Origin of the sequence: Sphaerochaeta sp. UBA5836, from assembly GCF_002432845.1 — a bacterium.
Taxonomy (GTDB): Bacteria; Spirochaetota; Spirochaetia; order Sphaerochaetales; family Sphaerochaetaceae; genus Sphaerochaeta.
This window is the reverse complement of sequence record NZ_DJGW01000113.1, coordinates 28,508-50,689: the sequence shown is the minus strand read 5'-3', so window position 1 is coordinate 50,689 and position 22,182 is coordinate 28,508. Positions and strand designations below refer to the sequence as shown.

18 protein-coding genes, 5 tRNA genes, 1 other RNA gene and 1 pseudogene are annotated in these 22,182 nt (G+C 52.1%); 10 read left to right on the top strand and 15 right to left on the bottom strand.

Annotation, left to right across the window (positions count from 1 at the left end):
- Nucleotides 1-101: 101 nt before the first annotated feature.
- Entirely contained in the window at nucleotides 102-953 is an 852-nt protein-coding gene (locus tag B3F49_RS11620; RefSeq protein ID WP_293911251.1) for a sensor domain-containing diguanylate cyclase, read from the top strand.
- 10 nt (nucleotides 954-963) lie between these two features.
- Here the strand turns inward: B3F49_RS11620 and ffs are convergent.
- The 6 genes from ffs to B3F49_RS11590 all read right to left on the bottom strand — a co-directional run bounded on the left by ffs (nucleotide 964) and on the right by B3F49_RS11590 (nucleotide 1,629).
- Nucleotides 964-1,062, bottom strand: an RNA gene (gene ffs, locus B3F49_RS11615) — signal recognition particle sRNA small type.
- A gap of 12 nt (nucleotides 1,063-1,074) precedes the next feature.
- Nucleotides 1,075-1,159, bottom strand: a tRNA-Ser gene (locus tag B3F49_RS11610).
- Nucleotides 1,160-1,204: 45 nt separating this feature from the next.
- Nucleotides 1,205-1,292: transfer RNA gene (locus tag B3F49_RS11605), tRNA-Ser, on the bottom strand.
- A 32-nt stretch (nucleotides 1,293-1,324) separates the two neighbouring features.
- Nucleotides 1,325-1,398: transfer RNA gene (locus B3F49_RS11600), tRNA-Arg, on the bottom strand.
- Between the two features lie 20 nt (nucleotides 1,399-1,418).
- Nucleotides 1,419-1,505: transfer RNA gene (locus tag B3F49_RS11595), tRNA-Ser, on the bottom strand.
- Between the two features lie 39 nt (nucleotides 1,506-1,544).
- A tRNA-Ser gene (locus B3F49_RS11590) sits at nucleotides 1,545-1,629 on the bottom strand.
- 169 nt (nucleotides 1,630-1,798) lie between these two features.
- Here B3F49_RS11590 and B3F49_RS11585 point away from each other — a divergent pair.
- A complete protein-coding gene (locus B3F49_RS11585) occupies nucleotides 1,799-3,205 on the top strand; it encodes a M28 family metallopeptidase (RefSeq protein WP_293891468.1) in 1,407 nt (468 codons plus the stop codon).
- On the opposite strand, the gene B3F49_RS11580 is transcribed toward B3F49_RS11585, so the two are convergent.
- The 3 genes from B3F49_RS11580 to B3F49_RS11570 are packed head-to-tail and all read right to left on the bottom strand — an operon-like array spanning nucleotide 3,192 to nucleotide 5,620.
- A complete protein-coding gene (locus tag B3F49_RS11580) occupies nucleotides 3,192-3,791 on the bottom strand; it encodes an IMPACT family protein (RefSeq protein ID WP_293911249.1) in 600 nt (199 codons plus the stop codon). The genes B3F49_RS11585 and B3F49_RS11580 overlap by 14 nt on opposite strands.
- A gap of 1 nt (nucleotide 3,792) precedes the next feature.
- On the bottom strand, nucleotides 3,793-4,698 hold the full coding sequence (locus B3F49_RS11575) for an aldo/keto reductase (protein ID WP_293911247.1): 906 nt from the start codon (nucleotides 4,696-4,698) through the stop codon (nucleotides 3,793-3,795).
- Nucleotides 4,685-5,620, bottom strand: coding sequence for an NUDIX domain-containing protein (locus B3F49_RS11570; protein ID WP_293911245.1), 936 nt, complete (start codon nucleotides 5,618-5,620; stop codon nucleotides 4,685-4,687). The genes B3F49_RS11575 and B3F49_RS11570 overlap by 14 nt, the downstream gene beginning before the upstream one ends.
- A gap of 115 nt (nucleotides 5,621-5,735) precedes the next feature.
- Between B3F49_RS11570 and deoC the strand changes: the two genes are divergently transcribed.
- Nucleotides 5,736-6,404 (top strand): deoxyribose-phosphate aldolase, encoded by a 669-nt coding sequence (gene deoC / locus B3F49_RS11565; RefSeq protein ID WP_293911243.1) that lies wholly within the window; start codon nucleotides 5,736-5,738, stop codon nucleotides 6,402-6,404.
- Nucleotides 6,391-7,533 (top strand): thymidine kinase, encoded by a 1,143-nt coding sequence (locus B3F49_RS11560; RefSeq protein WP_293891483.1) that lies wholly within the window; start codon nucleotides 6,391-6,393, stop codon nucleotides 7,531-7,533. The genes deoC and B3F49_RS11560 overlap by 14 nt, the downstream gene beginning before the upstream one ends.
- Nucleotides 7,534-7,752: 219 nt before the next feature.
- Here B3F49_RS11560 and B3F49_RS11555 read toward each other — a convergent pair whose 3' ends face one another.
- Nucleotides 7,753-8,631 (bottom strand): sugar phosphate isomerase/epimerase family protein, encoded by an 879-nt coding sequence (locus tag B3F49_RS11555; protein WP_293911241.1) that lies wholly within the window; start codon nucleotides 8,629-8,631, stop codon nucleotides 7,753-7,755.
- 55 nt (nucleotides 8,632-8,686) lie between these two features.
- Here B3F49_RS11555 and B3F49_RS11550 point away from each other — a divergent pair, with 55 nt between their 5' ends.
- Complete coding sequence (locus tag B3F49_RS11550; protein WP_293911238.1) at nucleotides 8,687-10,048, top strand: glycoside hydrolase family 28 protein; 1,362 nt, start codon at nucleotides 8,687-8,689, stop codon at nucleotides 10,046-10,048.
- Between the two features lie 75 nt (nucleotides 10,049-10,123).
- On the opposite strand, the gene B3F49_RS11545 is transcribed toward B3F49_RS11550, so the two are convergent.
- From B3F49_RS11545 to B3F49_RS11525, 5 genes are all read right to left on the bottom strand, one after another.
- The gene (locus B3F49_RS11545) at nucleotides 10,124-11,224 is read right to left on the bottom strand and encodes an ABC transporter ATP-binding protein (protein WP_293911236.1); all 1,101 of its coding nucleotides are present in this window, start codon (nucleotides 11,222-11,224) and stop codon (nucleotides 10,124-10,126) included.
- Between the two features lie 11 nt (nucleotides 11,225-11,235).
- Nucleotides 11,236-13,473, bottom strand: a complete 2,238-nt coding sequence (locus B3F49_RS11540) for an ABC transporter permease (RefSeq protein WP_293911233.1) — start codon at nucleotides 13,471-13,473, stop codon at nucleotides 11,236-11,238.
- 79 nt (nucleotides 13,474-13,552) lie between these two features.
- On the bottom strand, nucleotides 13,553-14,635 hold the full coding sequence (locus B3F49_RS11535; protein WP_293911230.1) for an ABC transporter substrate-binding protein: 1,083 nt from the start codon (nucleotides 14,633-14,635) through the stop codon (nucleotides 13,553-13,555).
- 129 nt (nucleotides 14,636-14,764) lie between these two features.
- Nucleotides 14,765-15,616, bottom strand: coding sequence for a GNAT family N-acetyltransferase (locus tag B3F49_RS11530; RefSeq protein ID WP_293911228.1), 852 nt, complete (start codon nucleotides 15,614-15,616; stop codon nucleotides 14,765-14,767).
- 72 nt (nucleotides 15,617-15,688) lie between these two features.
- Nucleotides 15,689-16,651, bottom strand: coding sequence for a bifunctional 4-hydroxy-2-oxoglutarate aldolase/2-dehydro-3-deoxy-phosphogluconate aldolase (locus B3F49_RS11525; protein ID WP_293911226.1), 963 nt, complete (start codon nucleotides 16,649-16,651; stop codon nucleotides 15,689-15,691).
- Nucleotides 16,652-16,781: 130 nt separating this feature from the next.
- On the opposite strand from B3F49_RS11525, the gene B3F49_RS11520 reads away from it, so the two are divergent.
- The 5 genes and pseudogenes from B3F49_RS11520 to B3F49_RS11495 all read left to right on the top strand — a co-directional run.
- The gene (locus tag B3F49_RS11520) at nucleotides 16,782-17,819 is read left to right on the top strand and encodes a sugar kinase (protein ID WP_293911224.1); all 1,038 of its coding nucleotides are present in this window, start codon (nucleotides 16,782-16,784) and stop codon (nucleotides 17,817-17,819) included.
- Between the two features lie 189 nt (nucleotides 17,820-18,008).
- Nucleotides 18,009-18,341 (top strand): cupin domain-containing protein, encoded by a 333-nt coding sequence (locus B3F49_RS11515; protein ID WP_293892044.1) that lies wholly within the window; start codon nucleotides 18,009-18,011, stop codon nucleotides 18,339-18,341.
- 132 nt (nucleotides 18,342-18,473) lie between these two features.
- Nucleotides 18,474-19,097 carry a DUF2202 domain-containing protein gene (locus tag B3F49_RS11510; protein ID WP_293911222.1) on the top strand — a complete coding sequence of 208 codons (624 nt, stop codon included), beginning with the start codon at nucleotides 18,474-18,476 and terminating at the stop codon, nucleotides 19,095-19,097.
- Nucleotides 19,098-20,516: 1,419 nt separating this feature from the next.
- Nucleotides 20,517-21,629 (top strand): DUF6930 domain-containing protein, encoded by a 1,113-nt coding sequence (locus B3F49_RS11500; RefSeq protein WP_293911218.1) that lies wholly within the window; start codon nucleotides 20,517-20,519, stop codon nucleotides 21,627-21,629.
- Between the two features lie 327 nt (nucleotides 21,630-21,956).
- A pseudogene (locus B3F49_RS11495) lies at nucleotides 21,957-22,182 on the top strand (hypothetical protein); the annotation flags it as partial.

Genomic DNA, 22,182 nt, shown 5'->3' with positions numbered 1-22,182 from the left:
TTCGATTACCCTTGCACTGGCTCTCTACTTGTTCTAGTATCGTAAGTCGAATTACACCTCAGCTGTGCTTCTGAAATGTCAACTACACAAGGAGACAAACGATGAGCCATGCCCTGGATTCTACATGGAAAGCATTGGTTGAGAACCTTCCTGACGGAGTATGCTATGTCAGCATGGAAGGTATAGTCTTATATGCAAACAGAAGCTTTGCGAGTTTGCTTGGATTCTCCTCCCAACAGGTTCTTTTCGGCCTCTCCCTTCTTACCTTCATGCATCCCGATTATCATGTTCCCATGGAGGATTTCCTGCACAGGATACTCCAAAAGGACAAAAGTCTCTCCGCCATACAAGTCCAAATCCTCGGCTCTGATGAGAATCAACGGTGGATGGAAATACGCTGGATCGATATACCAGTCGAAGAGGGGGCCTTTCTCGTGGTTCGCGACCTGACCAGTTATAAAACCCTGCAGGAGGAGCTGCTGTTGCAAGCTCTTACCGATGAGCTGACTGGTCTGTACAATCGCAGAGGTTTCAAGATGATGGCTGAACAGGAACTCAAGCATTGCCACCGGCTCAAAACCGAAGTCGTGCTTTTAAGCATCGACATAGATACCTTCAAGCAGATCAACGACACCTATGGGCATGATGAAGGTGATCGGGTGCTCAAGTTGGTGGCGAAGACTCTGGAAACAAGTTTTCGTTCCTCCGACATCATCGGTAGGTGGGGCGGCGACGAGTTTTTGGTACTTGCCTTGGATGCCCCGAGCGGAACCGTCGACCTGTTGGCTGCACGTTTCAAGCAAGCCTTATGTGACATCAGCCAACGTCAAGGTCTTCCGTGCATGATTGCGGTCACCATTGGGAGTGCGTTCAGCAATGCGAAAACCACATCCTCTTTGGAACAGCTTATCCAGCAGGCTGATAAGGCCATGTATGCCAATAAGCGCCGATAAAAGAAAACCCAGCCAACAAATCGCCTGTGTCTCATGGACAATTCACTTACCGCTGCTACCTTCCGGTCCTGACGGGGTTGGGTGAATGTCCATAGCACAGAATCTGTTGACTGGGAAAAAACGGAGAAGGGGGGATTCGAACCCCCGGTGCCTTTCAGCACACACGCTTTCCAAGCGTGCACCATCGACCACTCGGACACCTCTCCAAGGTACAAGAGAAACAGCATAGTCCAAAAAATAATCCAAGCTATCGGAGAGAGAGGGATTCGAACCCTCGGTACCGTCAGACGGTACAACGGATTTCGAGTCCGTCTCCTTCGACCACTCGGACATCTCTCCCGGTGATTATGACCGTAAAACAAAACGCATGATGAGACCAAGAGGATTCGAACCTCCGACCCTCAGTTCCGCAAACTGATGCTCTATCCAGCTGAGCTATGGTCTCAAATATGTAAAAAAACGAAACGGAGAGGGGGGGATTCGAACCCCCGGACCCGTTACCAGGTCAACTCCTTAGCAGGGAGCCCGATTCGGCCACTCTCGCACCTCTCCAACTAACAAACAACAGAAAGCAAAAGGCAGATATACAAACGGAGAGAGGGGGATTCGAACCCTCGGAGACTTGCGCCTCAACGGTTTTCAAGACCGCCTCCTTCGACCGCTCGGACATCTCTCCAAAAAAGACATGACAACAAGCCACGTGATTTTCCGGCTGCTTAGCTATCAATCGGGTTTCAACTATAGTCAGTGGTCATATCTTTGTCAAGAACCCTGAGACGAGAAAAAAAGGCAACAGGTGTCTATTCATTGACAGTAAAACATACACTTGTCATCATAGTACAACTATGAGCTTCTTTCTATTTCGCAAACGCAGCAAACCCCCTTCGCTTGCACCTGAACAACAGGAGCATAGAAGGCAGAAAATTGAGACTTTGAAAGCAGGTCGCCTTGCTGCGCTTACTCTCTCTTTCACCAATGAGCTGATCGAAAAATACGGCCCTCGTCTGGCTGGAAGTGACGCCTCAAGGCAGGCGGCACTGCAGATACAGGCGGCCTATGAGCCGTTCTGTGACCAGAGTGAAACCGAGGTGGTGTGCATCGACACCACATTTCACTCGTTTCCCCTGCAGCTAGCCTTGTATCTCTACCCCGTCATCCTGGTGCTTCTCCTGATAGGATTGCCTTACCTCGGCCTCTTGCTGTTTCTTGCCTACCTCTGGTATGCAGCAAGAACGCTATATTTCTACAAACCCCTTGGAAAGCTGAGCAAGCCAAACGTAGAAGGGGTGAATGTTCATGCGGTTCTTGAACCGCAAGGGGAAGTGCGGCATACCCTGCTCTTCACGTCCCACCATGACAGTGCACCGCTTTTTCGCTACAACAAGCTCGATCGAATCTCGTATGCCAAGAAAGTAGCCCTGCCGATTCTGCTTTTTTTCCTCTCCGGCTTGTTCAATGCCATGCACCTGATCACCGAATTGCTGGAAGGCAGGCTCTTTGCCTTCTCGCTTCCTCCCCTTGGCATGGGAATCCTCTGCCTTCTCCTGTTGGGTGCGACGCCGTTGCTGTTACCCCTGAAAAACTTCTACTTGCAGGAGGGTTCTCCAGGGGCGGGGGATAATTTGGTGTCGGTCGGAATGACAGTACAGCTTGCCCGGTACTTCCACTGGAAGAAGAAAAGCTGCAATGACCCCCTCTCCCACACACGCCTGGTCTTCTGCTCCTTCGACGGGGAGGAGAGCGGACTGGAGGGATCGAAAGCATGGTATCAGAAGCATAAGGAAGAGATGAGCGGATCGCTCGTATTGAACTTCGATGCCATCTATCATGCAGACAAGCTCACCTTCCTTGAACGTGACATCAACGGGACGCAGAGGCTCTCCAGCCGCTTGGCCCGACGTTGTGTGCAGATCGCCAAAGACATGGGGTATGAAGCAGTCAGCGAGTCGATTCCCCGGCTTGCAGGAGGGACCGATGCAGGGCGGGCAAGTCTTGCAGGATTGGAGGCAACCACACTCACCTCTGTCGCATGGGACGATCGAACCAAGCCGTCGGTCTACCATACAGCCAAAGACGTAGTCTCGGCAATTGATGCCAAGGCGGTGGAGATGGCCTTGTCGATAGCCATACGCTTGGTGGAGCTTGTCGACTCCGACCGTTTATGGGAGGTTGATGAAATGCAGGGACCGGCAAAGAAAGAGGTTGAGAGCGAAGAACCGGAACTGGTTTTCACCAAGCTTACCCATCGATAGGATTGAGCGTGCAGCTTCCGTTGGAAAGGTCGTAAATGGTTGATGCACACGAGGCAAACGAGGAAGAAGAAAGGGTGCCCGTCAACGTCACCTCGACTGCGAACTCTTCTGAATCGATGACCGCTTGAGCCTCGATCAATTGCTTCTTGATGGGCTCATATAAATGATAGGGCATCGATATATGAAATGATGTCTTATCGATCAAAGCTTCGGTCTTGATGATTTTCAATACTTCCTTGACGCTGTCGGCATATGCTTTCACCAAGCCACCGGTGCCGAGCAGCGTACCACCGAAGTAGCGGACGACAAGAACCAGGATATTGGTGACACCGCTTCCCTTCAGTACTTCCAAGGCGGGCCTGCCGGCGGTATTCTTCGGCTCATGGTCGTCACTGTAGCTGTACAGATCGCCCTTCGGCCCCAACACAGCTGCATGCACGACATGATTGGCACCCGGATGCTGTGAGCGGCTCTGGTTCACTACTTCCTTGATGTGAGACAGGTCGGACAGCGGACATGCGATGGCGATAAAGCGTGATTTCTTCACCTCTATTTCGCACGTTGCTTGTTCCAAGAGTATCTGCATCCTACCACCTATGTCCGAAATAGTTGTCCCATGAAGAGGGTGCATACGAAGTAAGTGCTTCGGCCCTTTCATCCAACAACGAAATCTCCTCTTCGTCAAGTTCAAGATGGGAAGTGTAGATCAGCTGCCTCAGCTGCTCTTCGTTTCTAGATCCCGCCACAATGGTGGAAAAACCTTGGCTTCTTGCCCAAAGGAGAGCGAGTTGGGCGCTTGTACATCCTTTACGCTCGGCAAGGCGGGAAAGCAAATCCAGAAGATTGCGATAGTGTGCATAGGCCTCAGGCCGAAATACATAGAGGTCCTTGCGCCTGTCCTCTGGAGGGCTCGGATGGTTGCCGCCCAACAAGCCAAGACCCAGGGGACTGTATCCTACCAGGGCCATCCCATGATCGTGGGCATATTGGCGGTATTGCGCGATCGAGCGGTCCCAGAGAAGAGAGCAGGGAATTTGCAGGACCGTGATAGGAAGGTCTTCCAATTCCCTAAGATAGGAGATCGGGATGTTGCAGGCTCCTACCTGCCTGACCAATCCTTCCTTGATGAGAGAGCAGGCGGCACTCATGACGGGTTTCAACGCAAGCCTGCTGCTCGGCCAGTGGAGATAGAGAATATCCAAGTAATCGGTCTTGAGGCGGCCAAGGCTCTTCTGAACATCGACGCGGACCAGCTCCGGCTTTTTGGGCATGAACTTGGAGGCCAGCTGCACCTGATCCCTGGTCTGTATGACGGAGGAAAGCAGTTGTTCACTGAGTCCGTTCCCATACGATGGGGCGGTGTCGAAATGGCGGATGCCGGCCTTCAAGGCAAGTTTCAGGACTGCGCGGCTTGATCTTTGGTCCTGGTCAATCCAAAACCCATGGGAAGGTCCGAACTGCCAGGTGCCCAAGCCCAGCTCACTCTTGTTCATCGTCCTCTTCAAATACGACGCTCTTGTCCACCATGGTTTGACCGTCGAAGATGAAGAAACCTTCAAACTTCTTGCCCTCCAATGCACTTGGCAGCCAGTGGATGTCGTCCTCCCACATCTTGTCGTAGGGGATTTCGCTGACAGGGCACCAGAAAGGACGGGCCTCTTCAGTCTCCTGCATCTCTCCTAAGTAGGTGTCTGTGAAGTAGACATACCCTCGTTCACTCAGCCCGTCGCGGAATTGGAAGTTGAGTTTTCCTACCAGTTTGAGGTTGTCCACCTCCAGATGGGTTTCTTCCTTGAATTCACGCTTTGCAGCCTCCAAGGCGGTTTCGGTCTTCTCGATATGACCTCCGGGAGCGTTGACCAGACCCCGGCCCAGTCCTGTCTTCTTGTCGATCAAGAGGACTTGGTCATCCTTGAAGAGGTAGGTGATCACACAAACCTCCTTCGGCTCCCACAGGTCCCAATCGATCTGGTCGACGGACTTTGCATCCTTGTCTGTATCGTCAACAACAGGTTCCTCAAGGGTTTTTGCCTTCTTCTCTTCCTCTTTGGCAGCCTGTTCGGGATGAGCTTCGTTATAGCAGCTTTGGCAGAGGTTGTCGTCATGGCCGATGACATGATTGAAATCCAGACGCTTGTTGCACGATGCACAATGGAGGCGGAAGGGAAGGGCCTTGGCCCTGAACACATACAGCAGGACTATGCAGACGGCCAACACAAGCCATGCCCAGTTGTGGTTCAAATCCCTTGCCAGAATTGTCACCACCCCTACTTCAAAGAGAAGGAGGAGGGAGGCAAGGTAGATGGTCGCGAACCGTTTTTTCGTGGTTCCCTGAATTTTTCGTTGGGCAAAATTGAGCAAAAGGATGGCAATCAAAGCCCAAGTATAGTATTGTTCGATGGTTTGAAGAATCATGGTGCTAGGGTATAGCGTGCTCCTCCCTTCGTCAAGCTTGGGATGCTATTGTCGTTGCTTGCACACTCTTTTTGGAGTAAGCTTGCAGTAGTACCAGATGCTTTGGAGGTTGCCAATGAAACAACAAGATGATATTGCCAAGTATATCGACCACACGGTGCTCGCTGCCACTGCGACTCGCGACAAGATTGAACAGATTTGCAAAGAAGCCGACCAGTACAAGTTTGCATCCGTTTGTGTGAACAGTTGTTGGGTTGCTTTGTGTGCTAAGCTCTTGGAAAAGAGCGAGGTGAAAGTGTGCACCGTGGTTGGATTCCCGTTGGGCGCCATGTCCAGTGAGAGCAAGGCCTACGAGGCCAAGAAAGCCGTATTGGCAGGTGCTGACGAGGTTGATATGGTCATCAACATCGGCTACCTGAAGAACCATGACGATGATTTGGTGCAGGATGACATTGCCATGGTGAAGGCAGCCTGCGGCAATGCAACGCTGAAAGTAATCATCGAAACATGCCTGCTCACCGATGAAGAAAAGGTTCGAGCCTGCAGGCTCGCCAAAGCAAGTGGTGCAGACTTTGTAAAGACTTCCACCGGGTTCTCAACCGGAGGTGCTACGGTTGAGGACATCAAATTGATGAGAAAGGCTGTCGGCCCTGAATTGGGCGTAAAAGCTTCCGGTGGTATCCGCACCTATGCCGATGCCCGTGCCATGATCGATGCAGGGGCCACCCGGATCGGAGCTTCGGCCGGTATTGCCATCGTAGAGGGGCAGCATGGGGCGAATTGAGCAGAAAAGCGGGGGAACGGATTTTCTCAAGAGCTTGGGCTTTCCTACCTTGGATGTCCACGATACGTTCTCCCATTTTGATTTTACCCTGCCCGGACGACGGGTCCTGTTGATAGGGCCCATGGGCTCCGGGAAAACAGAATTTGCAGCCCGCGTCTGGAGGGATGCCGCCATTGCCCAAAAGAAGGGTGAGCGGGTCAGGAAGTTGACCAGCAGCGGTGAAGTGGACCGGCGCAAGGTGTTCTTCATCCGTTCCGAAATCGATGGTGCACGCTTTACCGAGTATCCTGAGGATGCCCTCTGTTATCGCAACGGGTACGTAAGTTGTGGTCGGAATATCGCCAAGATTCGGGACTCTTTCGGGCTGGAGCAGGTGTTGGCCGACAATCCCACAATCGGTACGTTCATTATTGATGAGGCGTCTTTCTTTGACGAGCGGTTGGCGTATGTGGTACGCAACCACAGCTATGAGCGGGGAGTCATGTTCATATTCCCCACCTTGATCCTCAACTTCAGGAGGGACTTGTTCAACTCCACCGCCCGCCTGATGTTGGACATCGCCACCGATGTCATTCCCCTTACAGCCTACTGTGAACACTCCGATTGCATCAACGATGCATTTTATACCTATCGGTATTATCAGGTGGACGGCAAGGAGTGTCCCGCTCTCTACTTCGATCCCCTGATCATCGTCGGCGGCGATTCCCACAAGGACAGCTCCTTGGAGCCCAATTACGCCGCCAGATGTGACGAGCATCACTATCTGCCTGGCAAGGAGTACACATTCTTCCATCTCAAACCCCTCGGAGAGATGGCCGCCCGCGGGGAGGAGAAGCCCCTGCTTGCCGAGCTTTCCGCCTTGAAGCATGATATCGAGCATTCAATGCTGTATCAGAACTTTTGCGAGCGGTACAAAGGGAAACAGGACGAGCAGATTTTTTTCAACGCACTCAAGCCGCAGAATATTGCAGAGAAGGCGCTCATTTTCCTGTTCTGCGAACAGAACCTGGTGCCCGAGGAGCTCTTGCTTCGTCTGGTCTCCAAATTGGATCTCGATACCACCTATCTGTCCAAGGTGCTTGCAGACAATAAGCGACCGGTCTCATTTGCTCAGCCCCTCTTGTTCTAGTGGCCTGTAAATCCTATTTCTTGAATTATCTTCGGCACTAACGCCGGGCAACTGCGTTCTCCTCTGTCAGATATCGCAGATATCCTCTCCTTCTTGGCCTTGCTGCTCGTCGTTTTCGCTCGAAGCTATTATACAAGTACTTGACTTTACAACCCACTGAAGGGCTGTAATGTACAAAAACATGTCACAAAAGAATCTTGAGCGCTACCAAGGCATACATCAGTATGTACGGAGGAGCGCCAGCGTCTCGCGTAGGGTGGAGACGGTCAAGTCCTCAAGCAGGGCGGGTACTTCGATGTTCCTCCTCCTGAGTTCGGAGAAGAGGAATTTCCAGTCGAGCACCCCTTGTCCTACAGTCAGGTCGCCGATCTTGAAGCCTTGTTCGTTGAGCCGGTAGTCTTTTACGTGGATTGCAGCAATCTTGGAGCCGAAGGCGTCAAGGGCGCTGCAGAAGAAGTCCTTCTGTGCCTCAAGGGAAGGTACTGCGCGACAACTTCCATCCTGTTCAGGAATGCCGATCCAGGGAACCAGGTTGGTAGGGTCATAGATGACTCTCAAGTGGGGTGTGTCGAACTTTTCCACCAAATTCGCCATACGCTTGATGGTGCTGATGGTGTGCTGTTTGCTTACTGCCTCCACCCCGACGATGGCATCGTATTTGACAGCTGCCTCCAAAAGGCGCTCGATACTTCGGTAGAAGACATCAAGCACCTTGGGATCGGCGGTACCGTGGTTGTAGGAGCAGTCGGGTGTCAGCGATCCTGTTTCTGTTCCGACCAGGGGGCAGCCAAGAAGCTTTGCGTACTTGAGGTGGTTTTCAAACCGACGCAGATGCTCGTCCCGTACCGCCTTGTCCGGGTGTACTGGGTTGATGTAGCAACCGAAGACACCGACGTAGGAGCCGTGTGCAGCGAGTGCTTCGCGGATTGATACGATGAAATCCTGGGTGTATGCATCGGCGTTGGGGGCTTGCTTGAGGACCTTCTTGAGGGCCAGCTGGATGGGAACGGAGCTTCCGTACCTGCCGACCTCGACGGCGAGTTCCTCGATGGTGTTGAATGTGCCCAGATCATGGGCTCTGAGTCCTATTTGTTTCATGGTTCGAATTGTAGGTGCTAGAATCGGAAAAGTAAAGGAATGGGAGGAGAGTGAGATGAGAGAGTTCACGTTGAGAAGCTTCAAAGCCGTAGGCGATGGCCTGAATAATGATAGTGAAGCCTTTGCAAAGGCTTTTCATGCGCTGGCCGATGGGGGTGTTCTTCGCATCGAGGCGGGGACCTATCTGACCGGACCCTTGCATATCAGGGCCAAGAATCTGGTTGTCGAGATGGAAAGAGGTGCTGTAATCCAATTCATCGATGATGAAACCCTGTATAGGCCGGTCTACTCACGGTGGGAGGGGGTGAACTGTTATTGCATGCATCCCTGCCTGCTCATTGAGCAGTCCGACGGACTTCTCATCCGCGGCGAAGGAATCCTTGATGGAAACGGCCGCCGGTGGTGGGAAGCAGCGAATAGGAAGCGAAATACCCAGAAAGGGCCGGTATCGCCCTTGGAGCATGAACTTGCCCGCCTCAACCCAGGCTATGAGAGCCAGAGCGGAGGCGGAGGAGGGCGGCAGAGCCAATTCCTGCGTCCTCCCTTGGTGCAGATCCTGCACAGCAACAATGTGAAACTTGAAGGGCTGACACTACAGAACAGTCCATTCTGGACGCTGCATCCGTTATACAGTACCAATTTGGTGTTCATGGGCTTGAAGGTGCTCAATCCCAAGGATGCACCCAATACCGATGGCATCGATGTCGATTCCTGCCGGTTTGTCACCATCAAGGACTGCCTTGTGGATGTCGGTGATGACGGCATAGCGCTGAAGAGCGGCAGCGGCTCTGATGGGGTTGCCACCAATGCGCCTACAACCGATATTCTCATCGAGGATTGCACCGTCAAGAGCGCCCATGGAGGGGCTGTCATCGGCAGCGAGACGGCTGCAGGCATCAGGGATGTGAGGGTAAGGAATTGCTTGTTTGATGGAACCGACCGGGGGATCAGGATCAAGACCCGAAGAGGCCGCGGGGGGGTGATTTCCAATCTACACTTCGATTCGGTTCGCATGAGGAATAATCTCTGTCCCCTCACCTTGAATATGTACTATCGCTGCGGCAGTCTCGATAGGGAGGATTTCTCCTTGGAAAAGAGAGAAATCACTTCTACAACGCCCAGTATTGAACGCATTGTCATTGAAAACTGCACCAGCGAGGATTCCACCTCTTCGGCCGCCTTCATCGTAGGGTTGCCGGAGTCCCCGATCAGGGACTTGGTGATCCGCAACTGCAGCTTTACCGTAGCAAAAACCGGACTCACACCGGTTGATGAGAGCGAGATGTATGAAGGTCTTAGCGAGCCTGAAGGGCGGGGTATCAGGCTGAGGAATGTAGAGCTATCTGTTGAGAATGTGCAGGTAAAAGGGGTTGAGACTGCCTTGGTTGTCGAGGATGGGGTTGAGCTCAAGAGCTAACAGGAGCCGTGTATTGCATGGTTTTGTACTAAGAAAACAGGCTGCCGATGGCAGCCTGTTTCAAGAGGAGAGCTCTTACGCTTCATCCTTGTTAAGCAATCGTACACGATCTGCTGTGAAGTCGATGGAAACATCCTCTCCTTCCTTGAAGACCTTCTTTGCATGGGGATCGTCGATCTGGACAAGAACCTCTCCAAAACTGGTGCTGACAAACGCTTCCAGGCTGTGCCCGAGGTAGACATTCATCCGTACCTTGCCTTCAATCTTGCCCTGCCCGCTCTCGACAATGCGCAGCGATTCCGGCCTGGCCATCAACACAGCCTCAGAACCCACCTCAACATTGTCGGCAGACCGTTCCACCAGAACATCCTTTCCTCCAAGCTCGCACACCCAGGTCTTCTTCTCATGCTTCTTGACCTGTACCGGAAAGAAGGCTGCCTTTCCTACAAAGCCTGCAACGAAGCGGGAGTTAGGATCCTCGTAGACCTCACTGGGCGATCCGATTTGACGGATATACCCGTCCTTCATGACCACGACACGGTCTGAAAGGCTCATGGCTTCAATCCGATCGTGGGTGACGTACACAGCGGTGATGCCCAACTCCTTCTGAATTTTCCGGATTTCTACGCGCATCTGCTCACGCAACAGTGCATCAAGATTGGACAAAGGCTCATCAAGCAGGAGAACCGATGGGGTGACGATGAGGCTGCGGGCCAGGGCGACACGCTGCTGCTGTCCTCCTGAAAGCTTGGAAGGAGCACGGTCTCCATAGGTGGCAAGGCCAACCAGAGCCAGTGTTTCGTTCACCCGCTTGGTAATCTCCTCATGAGGGACTTTTCTCAGCCTGAGGCCGTAGGCGACGTTGTCGAAGACCGTCATGTGAGGGAACAGGCCATAGCTTTGGAACATGGTGGCGGTGTCACGCTTGTTCGGAGGCAGCATGGTCACTTCCTCATTGCCGATATAAATCTTACCCTCGGTGGGCAGCTCAAAGCCTGCAATCATGCGCAAGGTGGTGGTCTTGCCGCAACCAGAGGGACCAAGAAGGGTTACCAACTCGCCGGGCTCGATGACAAAGTGAGAATCATTGACTGCAATTACGTCAGCCTTTCCTTTTACATCCTTGAATTTCTTGGTTACATGCTCAAGGGTTACCGATACACTTTTCTTTTCCATGAATCACCACCTTAGCGGGTTGAGATAGTTTTCTGGGTGAGCTTGTCATCACGGACCACGACCTGCATCAGGGCCCAAACAGAGAGGACGATGAAGATCAGGATGGTTGACAAGACGCTGGCAAGACCGAATCTGAGGTTTTCAGAGAAGTTGAAAATCAAGACGGTCAGGTGATTCCAGCGGGCCGATATCAAGAAAATGATGGCGCTGACTGCAGTCATGGAGCGTACGAAGGTGTACGACATACTGCTCAGGAAGGCCGGTCGGATCAACGGGAGGACAATCGTGCGGAAGACGGTGGGAACATCGGCTCCCAGGTCTGCGGCCGACTCCTCGATGGCCGGGTCGATCTGATGAAGGGCTGTGATGCCGTTCTCAAGGCCGACAGGCAATTCCCGGATGATGTAGTTGATGACGATGATTGCTCCGGTACCCACCAAAAGCAGCGGCTGCTTGTTGAAAGCCAACACATAACTGATACCGATCAAGGTGCCCGGGATGGCGTATGGAGTCATGATCAGCATCTCCAAGAACCGTTTTCCCGGGAACTTCTTTCGGACTATCAGCATGGCGCTGAGCATGGCAAGCAAGCCTGCAATCGGGGTGGCGATGGCCGCCAGGGTGACGGTATCGCGGATGGATGTCCACCCTCGAGAGAGGGCTTCCCCCCAGTTTGCCAGGGTGAAGGAGTAATCGATGCCCCAGTTCACGACAAAGCATCCTGCAACGATGGTTAGATAGAGGGCTCCAATGAAGCCAATGAACACCCATGAGCCGATCTGGAGAGCCATGCGCACCGGTTTGTTGGTCAGCTCGGTGAGGTTGGTGGATGGCTTGCCGGTAACCGTTACGTAACTCTTCTTCGACACCCAGTTGCGCTGGATGAGGAAGGCCGTAAGGGTGGGCATCAACAGGATGAATGAAAGGGCCGATCCTGCTCCGAGGTTGCTGCGCCCTGTTACCAACATATAGGCTTCAGTCGAGAGCACCCGGTAGTCGCCGCTGAGCAGCAAGGGGTTGGCAAAGTCGGCCAGGGAGTTGGTGAACACCAGCAGCCAGGCAGAGAGAATGCCGGGGGATGAAAGGGGCAGGGTGATCGACTTGAAGGTCTGCCATCTGGTGGCGCTGAGGTCCAGCGAGGCATCCTCGACGGTGGAGTCGATCTGCCTGAGCACTCCGCTGATCGTCATGAATGCGATGGGGAACATGCCGATGACTTGTACAAGAGTCAGCCCGCCCAATCCATAGATGGAGGTGTTCAGATGGAGCAGCTGCTTGCTGATCAAGCCATTGTTTCCAAAGAGCAGAATGATGGAGAGCGACAGGGAGAAGGGAGGAGAGATGACCGGCATGGTGGCCAAGGTGGTCATCAGTTTCTTCTGCCTGAAGCTTGTTCGTTCGATGAGGAAGGCGAACATGTATCCCACCAAGGTAGAGATGGTAGCGGTGAGGATGCCCAGTCTGAGAGAACCCCATAGGGCAACCAAATAGGTGGGAGAGAGGCTTTCCTTCCAGGTTTGCAGGCTGAAGACGCCGTCCTTCATGAATGAGAGGCGTAGTGCCTCGATCAGGGGATATGCAATGAAAACCAGTACGATGGCAAAAAGACCGAGGACCATGAAGCCTGTCATCGGGTCTCGGGTGAAGGTGAGAACCAGCAGGATTCCCAAGAAAACAACAGCTGCCGCAATGAAGAGGGTCTTAAGCAGGTTGTTGAACCCGGTGGCTGTGCTGGTGGGGACCAGGATCATGACTGCTCCGGAGACTTGGTAGCCGGTTTCATCGATGACCGGGACAAAGTAGACCTGGCTGTCGGTCACCTCAAAGCTGTTGGCATCCGGATCGATGCTGTAATCTGCTTTGTAGGTGGAGCCAAGGCGCATGGGCTCGAGATAATACACACTCTCCAGGGCTTTCTGGAATTCAGCATTGGGTTTGTTGGCATCAAATAGTGCACGGGTTGTTTGTGAACCGGTAAGAGGGACAAAATCGAAGGTGAGTTCATCAAAGGTCAGATAGAGGGCACGAGAGCCGGGGATGATGTCCTTGACTGTGGGAATCCACGCCTCATACGCCTCATTGGTGCTCTCTTCGGGTACTGTTTGGGCGAACAGTTCGATTTCATTGAAGTTCCGCTGCTCTTCATAGCTCCTGAAGTTGGAAGAGAGCGTACTGTACATCCAGAAATCCGCCAGCAGGAATATCAGTGCCGCAGCACAGAACTGAAGGATGCGTTTTTTTGTAAACATCGAATCATTCCGTTGGGACTACACACCCTGCAAGGGTTGCTTGCAGGGTGGTAGGAAAAGCCAAATTACCTGAAGGTAATTATCTCTTGTTGCCGATTTCGTTGGTCCAGCGGTCAAGCAACCTGGTCTTGTTTACATTGTCTCCGTCCCAAGCCATATCCTGATTGACGGTTTTAATCTCGGTGATGGAGAGGGCATCAGGATGCTTTACTGCACCTTCTGCCACCAGTACCACATACCACTCGGTGAATGTTGCTTGTGCAACGGGGCTGGAGAGGATCCAGTCATACAGCCTCTTGGCATTGACAGTATCCTTGCCGCCCTTTACCAGGGACATGGAAGCCAGCTCATAACCGGTTCCTTCACTGGGAGCGGTGATGACAACAGGAGATCCGGCAGCCTTGAGCTTGACTTGGTCGTGTGCATAGCCGATGGCGATGGGGATCTCTCCGGTTGCTACGCTCTTGCCTGGTGCAGAGCCGCTCTTGGTATACTGGTCGATGTTCTTGTCCAGCTCTTTCATGTACTCGATCATCTTGTCCTCGGTGCCGAAGATATCAAGGATTGTGGTCAACACGTTGTAAGCGGTACCGGAGGAGTTGGGGTTTGCCATGCGGATGTAACCCTTGTACTGGGGCTTGAGCAGGTCTGCCCAGCTCTTGGGAGCCTCAAAACCAAGTTCCTTGGCACGGTCGATGTTGGTTACGAAGGTGAGGGGACCAACATACAGTCCGATGAAGTAGTTCTCTGCATCGCGGAACTGAGCAGGAGTCTTGCTGGTATAGCGGCTTACGTACGGAGTGGTCAAACCCTTGCTCTTTGCAGTGATGTGGTCCAGACCTACACCGCCGACCCAGATGGATGCCTGGGGATTGGCAGATTCAGCTTCCAAACGGGCGACAGCTTCACCACCGCTTAAGCGGACAAAGTTCACCTTTATGCCGGTCTCAGCCTCGAAGAGCTGAAAAAGCTTTGCAGCAAGGGGTTCCTCAAGGGTTGTATATGCGTTGACGCTGCCGGTGCCGGCGGCAGCCGGGGCAGCTGCCGGGACAGCTGTAGGAGCAGGAGCAGGAGCCGCAGGAGCAGCTTCCTGGCCGCCCTGTGCAAACAGAGCAGGTACGAGCATGACAAGTACGAGCAGAATTGCAAGTGTTTTTTTCATTCTTTCCTCCAAATTGCATTCCGTCATCCACATGGATGCGGTCAAAAACAAAACGTGATAGATAATGCTAAGCCGTCGCAACAGAGCCGTCAAGCTAAATGCAACCAAGGGCCAAAACGGTTCACATTATCACAAAATCAATCTATGATAGTCGACTCGGCTGGTGGTTCTGAACCCAAGTTTCTGGTAAAGGGCAAGCGCAGGAGGATTTTCAGAGTCCACTTCAAGTTGTATAGCTTCTGCCTCATTGAAGAGATAATCGAAGGCAAGACTGAGCATCCGCCTTCCCATGCCTTTGTTCCGGTAGGCATGGATGATTCCTACTCCGTGAAGTTCCCACACTCCATCTTCCATGGCTGCGTTCAGCACCCCGAGGGCTTTGTCCTCAAACCGATACAGGAACGTTTTTCGATCTGCTTGGGAGAGCAGGTACTCCAAGGTATGGGAGCTTTCCTCCCTATCTTCTTCAAAGGAATCGCTTATTACTGCAATGGTGTCCTCTTTGTTTTGTGCTTCAACCAACTCAAGGGTGCCAATATGCTCCTTATTCATCCAATGCTGTTTTTCAAGGACCATCACATATTCGCTGCGGTCGAGCTCGGGATATCGTTTCTGCAGATACGAGAGGCCGCTTTGGCTGTTTTGTTCCCGTTGGAAGAGCACTTGGGAGAATGGGTATGCTGTATATACACAGATGGCATGCTCCATCAGGAGGGTGAAATGCCCTTGTCTGCGATGCTCGGGGTGGGTGAAGCCATTGAACTCCACTTCCTTGCGGCCGGGAAAGAACGCACAGAGGAAGCTGATGAGTGTGTTGTCTTCATACCCGAGGAAAAAACAATCCAGGTCATTGTATACATTCATTGCAGAGGAGAGGAATACACGATTTTCCAAACCTTCAGGAAGGTAGGAGACGTCCTGCAACGTTTCAATCTCTGTGACTTGCTCGTCGGTAAGCGTATGGCTTTGTATAATTTTCATGTGCTTACTGTAAACAAGAAAACGCCGGCTCTGCTAGATGAGAACCGGCGTTTGGTCTACGTTTTTCAGGAATCAGGCCTTGATCAAGTGTACCGCAAAACCGCTGAACTCCTGCTGGATGTAGCAGACCTTGATCTTGCCCTTTGCATCACGGGTGATGGTCTCTTCATTGACCGTAAACCCATGGCGACCCAGGTAGGCAAGGGTGCGCTCGATATCGAAGCACTTGAAACCGAGGTGTCCGAGCCTTCCATAGTACATCTTGGGCAGGACCTCGATGGTGGTATTCAGGAATGTGGAACTGTTGCCGACTTTCTTGACCATGCCGAAGGCCTCGAGGGCTGCAATGGTTTTCTCAGCTTCGGCGGCATTTTCGTTGTTGATGCCAAGGTGGGCGAACTCAAGACCCTGCAGGGTGACTACCGCTTCACTGCACAGTGCTGAAATTGCATCCCAGTTTTCTGCTTCGATGAGCTCGGGCTTTACCATCCAGGAGCCGCCGACTGCCAGCACGTTGGACTGCTTTGCATAGGAAGCGAGATTTGCCGGGCTGATACCGCCGGTGGGCATGAACATCAGGTTGGGGAAGGGGCCTGCAAGATTCTTGAGCATCTCGACGCCGCCGCTTACTTCAGCAGGGAAGAACTTGAGGGTGGAGAGGCCGCGTGAGAGGCCTGCCTCGATATCGCTGGGCGTGCAGACACCGGGAACGATGGGTACATTATTCTCAAGGCACCAATCGACAACGGTTGGGTTGAAACCCGGAGAGACAATGAATTTGGCACCGGCTGCAACAGCTTTCTTTGCAAAGTCGAGATTGGTAACCGTTCCGGCTCCCACCAGCATCTCAGGAACTGCTGCGGTGATTTGCTTGATGGCCTCTTCGGCGGCTGCAGTGCGGAACGTGACTTCAGCGCAGGGGAGCCCACCCTTTACCATGGCCTTGGCAAGCCCTACAGCCTTGCCTGCATCATCGATTTTTACTACAGGTACCAGACCGATTTTGTGAATTTGTTCAAACAGTGCTTCGTGCATGGTTTCACTCCTTTATTTCAATTATGAAACGTTGTTTCAAAATAATATTGACAGACCCAAGCATACCCTCTATGATTCCAAATAGCAAGAGGCTGTCAGTATTCCTGTCAAAAAAATCTAGGAGGCTTGTATGGGTAAGAAATATGTAACGTTTGGTGAGATTATGTTGCGGCTCAAGAGTCCTGGACATGAGCGCTTCTTCCAATCTCCTCTCTTGGAAGCGACGTTTGGAGGCGGCGAGGCAAACGTTGCGGTTTCCCTCTCCCTGCTGGGCAAGGACGCAAAGTTCGTAACTGCTCTTCCTGCCAATGCAATCGGCGAAGCCGCCGTCCGCGAGGTGAGAAAGTATGGAGTCGACACCTCTTCGATCAAGATGACCAAAGGCGGCCGCGTCGGTATCTACTTCTTGGAGACCGGTGCAAACCAGAGGCCGAGCAGCGTAGTGTACGACCGCGCGGAGTCTTCTATTGCTTTGAGCAAGCCCTCCGATTTTGATTTTGCCTCAATTATGGCAGACGCGCACTGGTTGCATGTGACCGGCATCACCCCGGCTATCAGCCAGGATGCAGCCGACAGCTGCCTTGTTGCGATGCAGCAGGCAAAGAAGGCCGGGGCAACAGTCTCCATTGACCTGAACTATCGCAAGAAGCTTTGGAATTACGGCAAGAAGGCCCCCGAGGTAATGCGCGAACTGGTCAAGTTTGCCGATGTAATCGTGGCCAACGAGGAAGACATCCAGAAGTGCCTGGCCATCGAGGCCAAGGTGGATGTGACCACCGGCAAGCTCGATATCGAGGAATACAAGGCTCTGACGGCAGAAGTCAAGGCCCAGTTCCCCAACATCAGCGCGGTTGCCGTCACCCTGAGAGAGAGCAAGAGCGCGGATCACAACGGTTGGAGTGCAGCACTCAGCGGAAAGAGTGGGTTCTATCTCTCCAAGCGCTATGAGATCACCGATATCATCGACCGTGTCGGTGGGGGTGACTCCTTCTCCGCCGGCCTGATCTATGCACTCAGCGAGTATGGCGACGACGAGCAGTATGCCATCAACTTCGCAGTTGCAGCTTCCGCTTTGAAGCACTCCATCGACGGTGATTTCAACCTGTCCACCAAGGCAGAGGTGGAAGCCCTGCTCAAAGGGGATGGAAGCGGACGCGTGCAGCGCTAAGCATCATGTGTTTGTATTGGGGGAGTGTTGTGATGACACTCCCTGTTTTGTTTGTGAGCTAAGGCCGGAATTAGTGCTGAACGGTTCAGTGTGATATGAGATTACCAAGTTTTGAATTGATGGGTATTGAAAGTTGCAGCATCCTTTATCATGCTGATCGCAAGAGTTTTATGAATCGGGAGAAGTACCATGAATACTGTAGTATTTGCTGAACATGCAACCAGTGAGTCGGTGGGTGAGGGTGTTTCCAGAAAAATCCTGGCGTACAATGAAACCATGATGCAAGTCGAGGTTATGTTCGAGAAGGGCGGTATTGGTTCAGTCCATACCCATCCCCATACTCAAGTGACCTATGTGTTGGAAGGTTCCTTTGAATTTACCGTTGCTGGGAAACCCGTTGTTGTTAACAAGGGGGATGCTCTTTTATTTGCACCCAATATACCTCATGGTACTGTCTGTCTTCAGAAAGGAGCCGTTCTGGATGTGTTCACCCCCTGTCGAGAAGACTTTCTCAGGACTTGATTTCACAAAACGTTTCAGTGGAGTTGATGGCTACTGTCTTTACCCAACCTTTACCTGACATTCTTGATGCCTGTATCCAGTATCGGTATTGTTGACTCAGATTATGATTACAACAATCTAAAGGAGTTACATATGTACAAACATACAAGCATCATGGTTTTGGCATTGGTCCTGGTTTCTTCGTTTACCCTCGCGGCACAGCCGATTGAAGAGGTGCAAACAACAACGCCGGTAGCGGTTCAGGCTCTTACAGAAGAACCCGGCTCGACCGCAGAGGGGCTTCTGTATATGCGTGAGGAAGAAAAACTGGCCCGCGATGTCTACATCGCCCTCTACGAGAAATGGGGTTTGCGGACATTCTTAAACATTGCAGAGTCGGAACAGCAGCACATGGATGCCGTTGGAGCACTGCTTGCAGCACGCAATATTGAAGATCCTGTTGCAGGCTCTGATTTCGGTGAGTTCAAGAATACCGATTTGGCCGCCCTGTACAGTTCCTTGGTGAGTCAGGGAATGCAATCTGCTTCTGAAGCATACAGGGTAGGGGCCATCATCGAGGATTTGGACATCTATGATTTGAAGGAGTACCTTTCAAAAACCACCGATGAAGCAGAAATATGGGTCTATACCAATCTTTTGAAGGGATCGGAGAACCATCTGCGCACCTTTACCAAGCAACTGGAACGGTACGGCGTCACGTACACGGCTCGTTACATCAGTGATGCAGAACTCCAAGCCATCCTGTCAGGAAGGTGATTGAACAACAGCACCCAACACACTTGGCGGGGCGACTTCCTGCTCCTTGCTGTAAAAGGCGAATAATTCCTCGGTTGCCNNTATTTTGGTGACCGAGAATTTTTGTTCCTTCGGATAGATGTAGTACGTATCTTCCAGGGTGGACAGGTCGATGCAATCCCCCTTGCCGAAGTACTCATACTCGATATGGCATGAGTACATCGACAGGGGTGTCTTGGCAAGCAGGAACCCCTCCTTGCCGAACATTCCCTCCAGCTTGAACCCTTGCATGTCGTGGATCAGCAGAGCTTCCCCGAGGGGAATGTATCCCTTTGCATTGGGGAGGGCTTCTACATATACTTTGGTTTTCAGGTTGTAGGTTCCCCCCTCAATCTGGGCGCGAACCTGCTTGCGTTCGAACTCATACCAATCGGGGATGTGGGAGAATTCAGTGACCAAGTCTTTTTCATCATCGGCCTTCTGTACGGCCTGCAACTCACCATACTCGGTCATCTCCCACGCTTTATGGCAGGCTGAGCAACCGATGCGAGTCCCTTCGCTGTATGTTGTATACTCGCTCAGGCAGTGGGGACACTGATACAGCGGCTTGTGCAGGCCTTCGGCACGCTTTGCGTAGCTGATACGGATCTTGTTCTCCTTCTGCCACCGGTATTCATCGTACTCGAAGGCTTTCCTGATTGCTGAATTGATGTGTGAGACTGAACTTTTTGCCAAATCTTCCTTGGTGAACAGCAAACTGTAATCGGCTTCGATACGGTTGCCCCTGTCCTTCAAATTCCATGCAGGACTGCTCAGATAGTGCCCATGCATGTTGAGCATGACTACCGGCACCCCCAACAGCTTTGCCATCTTCCCCAGAGAGTCAGGCAATACTGCGGTGGTGCCCACCAAAGAGTACCGTGCCTCCGGGTACAGGGCCAGAACGTCCTTGTTGACGATAAGTACTTCTCGAATCTGCCGTATCAACTGCAGGTCGTTGGTAAACTTTCGTTTGCAGATGCCGCCGGCGTTGCGCAGCAGCCACTCACGCTTGAGAAAGCCGTCGATGGCGACCACATAGTTGGCCCGGTATGGAAAGAGGGCTGCGGTGGTGACTTTGAAATCGATGAATGCATGGTGGGTGCACAAGAGTAGAAACGGGGGTTTGATCCCTTCCATGTTGATACGGTTGATTTTCAACCGATGAGCCCACACAGTAGGATAACTCAAGAGCCAAGTCACCGGCCGCAGGTAGTGGCGCTGGCGTATGGGCTTTTTCTTCATATCGAATCGCTTGGCTTGCTGCAGTTTCTCAAATCCTGTCATCAAGAGCCATCCTTTAGGATGATATATACAGTATGGTACAGTCTGTCGATAACCCTGGCAAGTCCCAAGGATGAAGCCATTGGACAAGGGCCGGGATTTTTGTATGATGGACCGATGGAGAAAATTATGGACACCCATACCTTATACAGTCTTGCCAAGGTCTATTCCGATGCCGCTGTATCCTCTGTATTCTCAGAGAATGATCTCATCTGTGTCATTGCCGAGGATAAGACGCCCTACTATGTTTCCCTTGTCGACTCCGCCTTTGCCGCCTACCGAGGGGAAAAAGGACTTACCGGATACCTTGCCCTCTCCCTTTCAGACGATGAAAGCGACTCCTTAGAGTACTTGGAGATGGAACAGGTGCAGGAGTGCCTGCTCTGTCTTCTCAACAACTCAAGGGAGGATATCGAGGATGCCGATTACCAGGCCATCGTAGAGAGCGGAGTCTTTTTCGAAGACGGCATGTACCCCCAGTTCCGCAGCAAGCTGCAGTATCAATATCCATGGTACATCGAGCAGGATGAGGCCAAAGATCTCATTCTTATCTTTCGCGCCATACTCTTTGCAAAAGAGTACTTTGCATCCTATAAGAAGACGAGCAAGACAAACTCGTTCTCTCACTGGCTGGACTCTCTGAATCTCAAGGAGAGTGGGGGCAAGGAGTATATTCCCTGTATTGAAGAGCAGGACGGGGCATTTGTCGTGACAGCAAAGATTCTTCAGGATGAATCCTATGGATTCTCATATCCCCAGGCGTTTTTCACCAATGAGGAGAAGCAGCGATACTACAAGCGCATGCGCTCCAAGCCTGGAAAGATTCTGTATACCGCCACCGGCATGCTTCCCGAACCAATGTTGGGAGAGAATGGCGCGCGACCGCTCTTTCCGATTTATCAGTTGATCTATGACCCCCAGGACCATCAGATTCTCGACATCTTCATAGTGGAGGACTATGAAAAAGAGCATGGAGCCTTTATCAGCCATCTGCTGGAGATCTTTGAGAAAGCAGGAAAACCCCAGGCCATCCACTGCTTTGGCAAACGTACGCTTCCGCTCCTGGAGAAAATCGGCCCCCAGATGGGAATCATGGTGGTTGATGGCGGGAAGAATGAGGAGATTGACTCGATTCTCATGGATATGATGCATGCCTTGTTCACCGAAGACGAGCATGAACATCACCACCATGGGGATGGTTGCACCTGCCATCACGACCACGAAGAATAAAGGCCAAGCATGATATTTTCCCAGCATTCTCAGTCCTCTTCCCCTTGTTCGCAAAAATCGCCCTTGGGTATGGTATTCGGTGCCTGAAGATTCTCTGTGAAACAATACTGAAGGGGATGAACAACGTGGTGTTTCGTGTCTTTTTACCCACGTTGCTCTTTTCAACCATCACATCTTTCAATTTATTGTGGTATGCGGTTCTTTCCTTGATTGTGATGGTGAGCTTCTATCTGCTTCTTATCCCTCGCTTGGAAGCTGACAACCGCAAACGCGGTGTATTGGTGCAGGGGATTTGCCAAAGGTGATTTCATTTTCTTTGGAATGCCGATGGCCGCCACCTTGCATGGGGGAACCAGTGCAGGCATCGCTTCCCTGATGGTCGGTATCGGGGTGCTTGCTAGACTGGTGATAGTTCCGGCGATCGGAATCACCATAGCAATTCTGTCAGGCTGCAGAGACCTCGAGTTGATTCTCTTGATGGCAATGTATGCCATGGCTCAACAGATGGATGGAGACGCAGAACCGGCGGGCCAGATCGTCGTGTTCACCACCG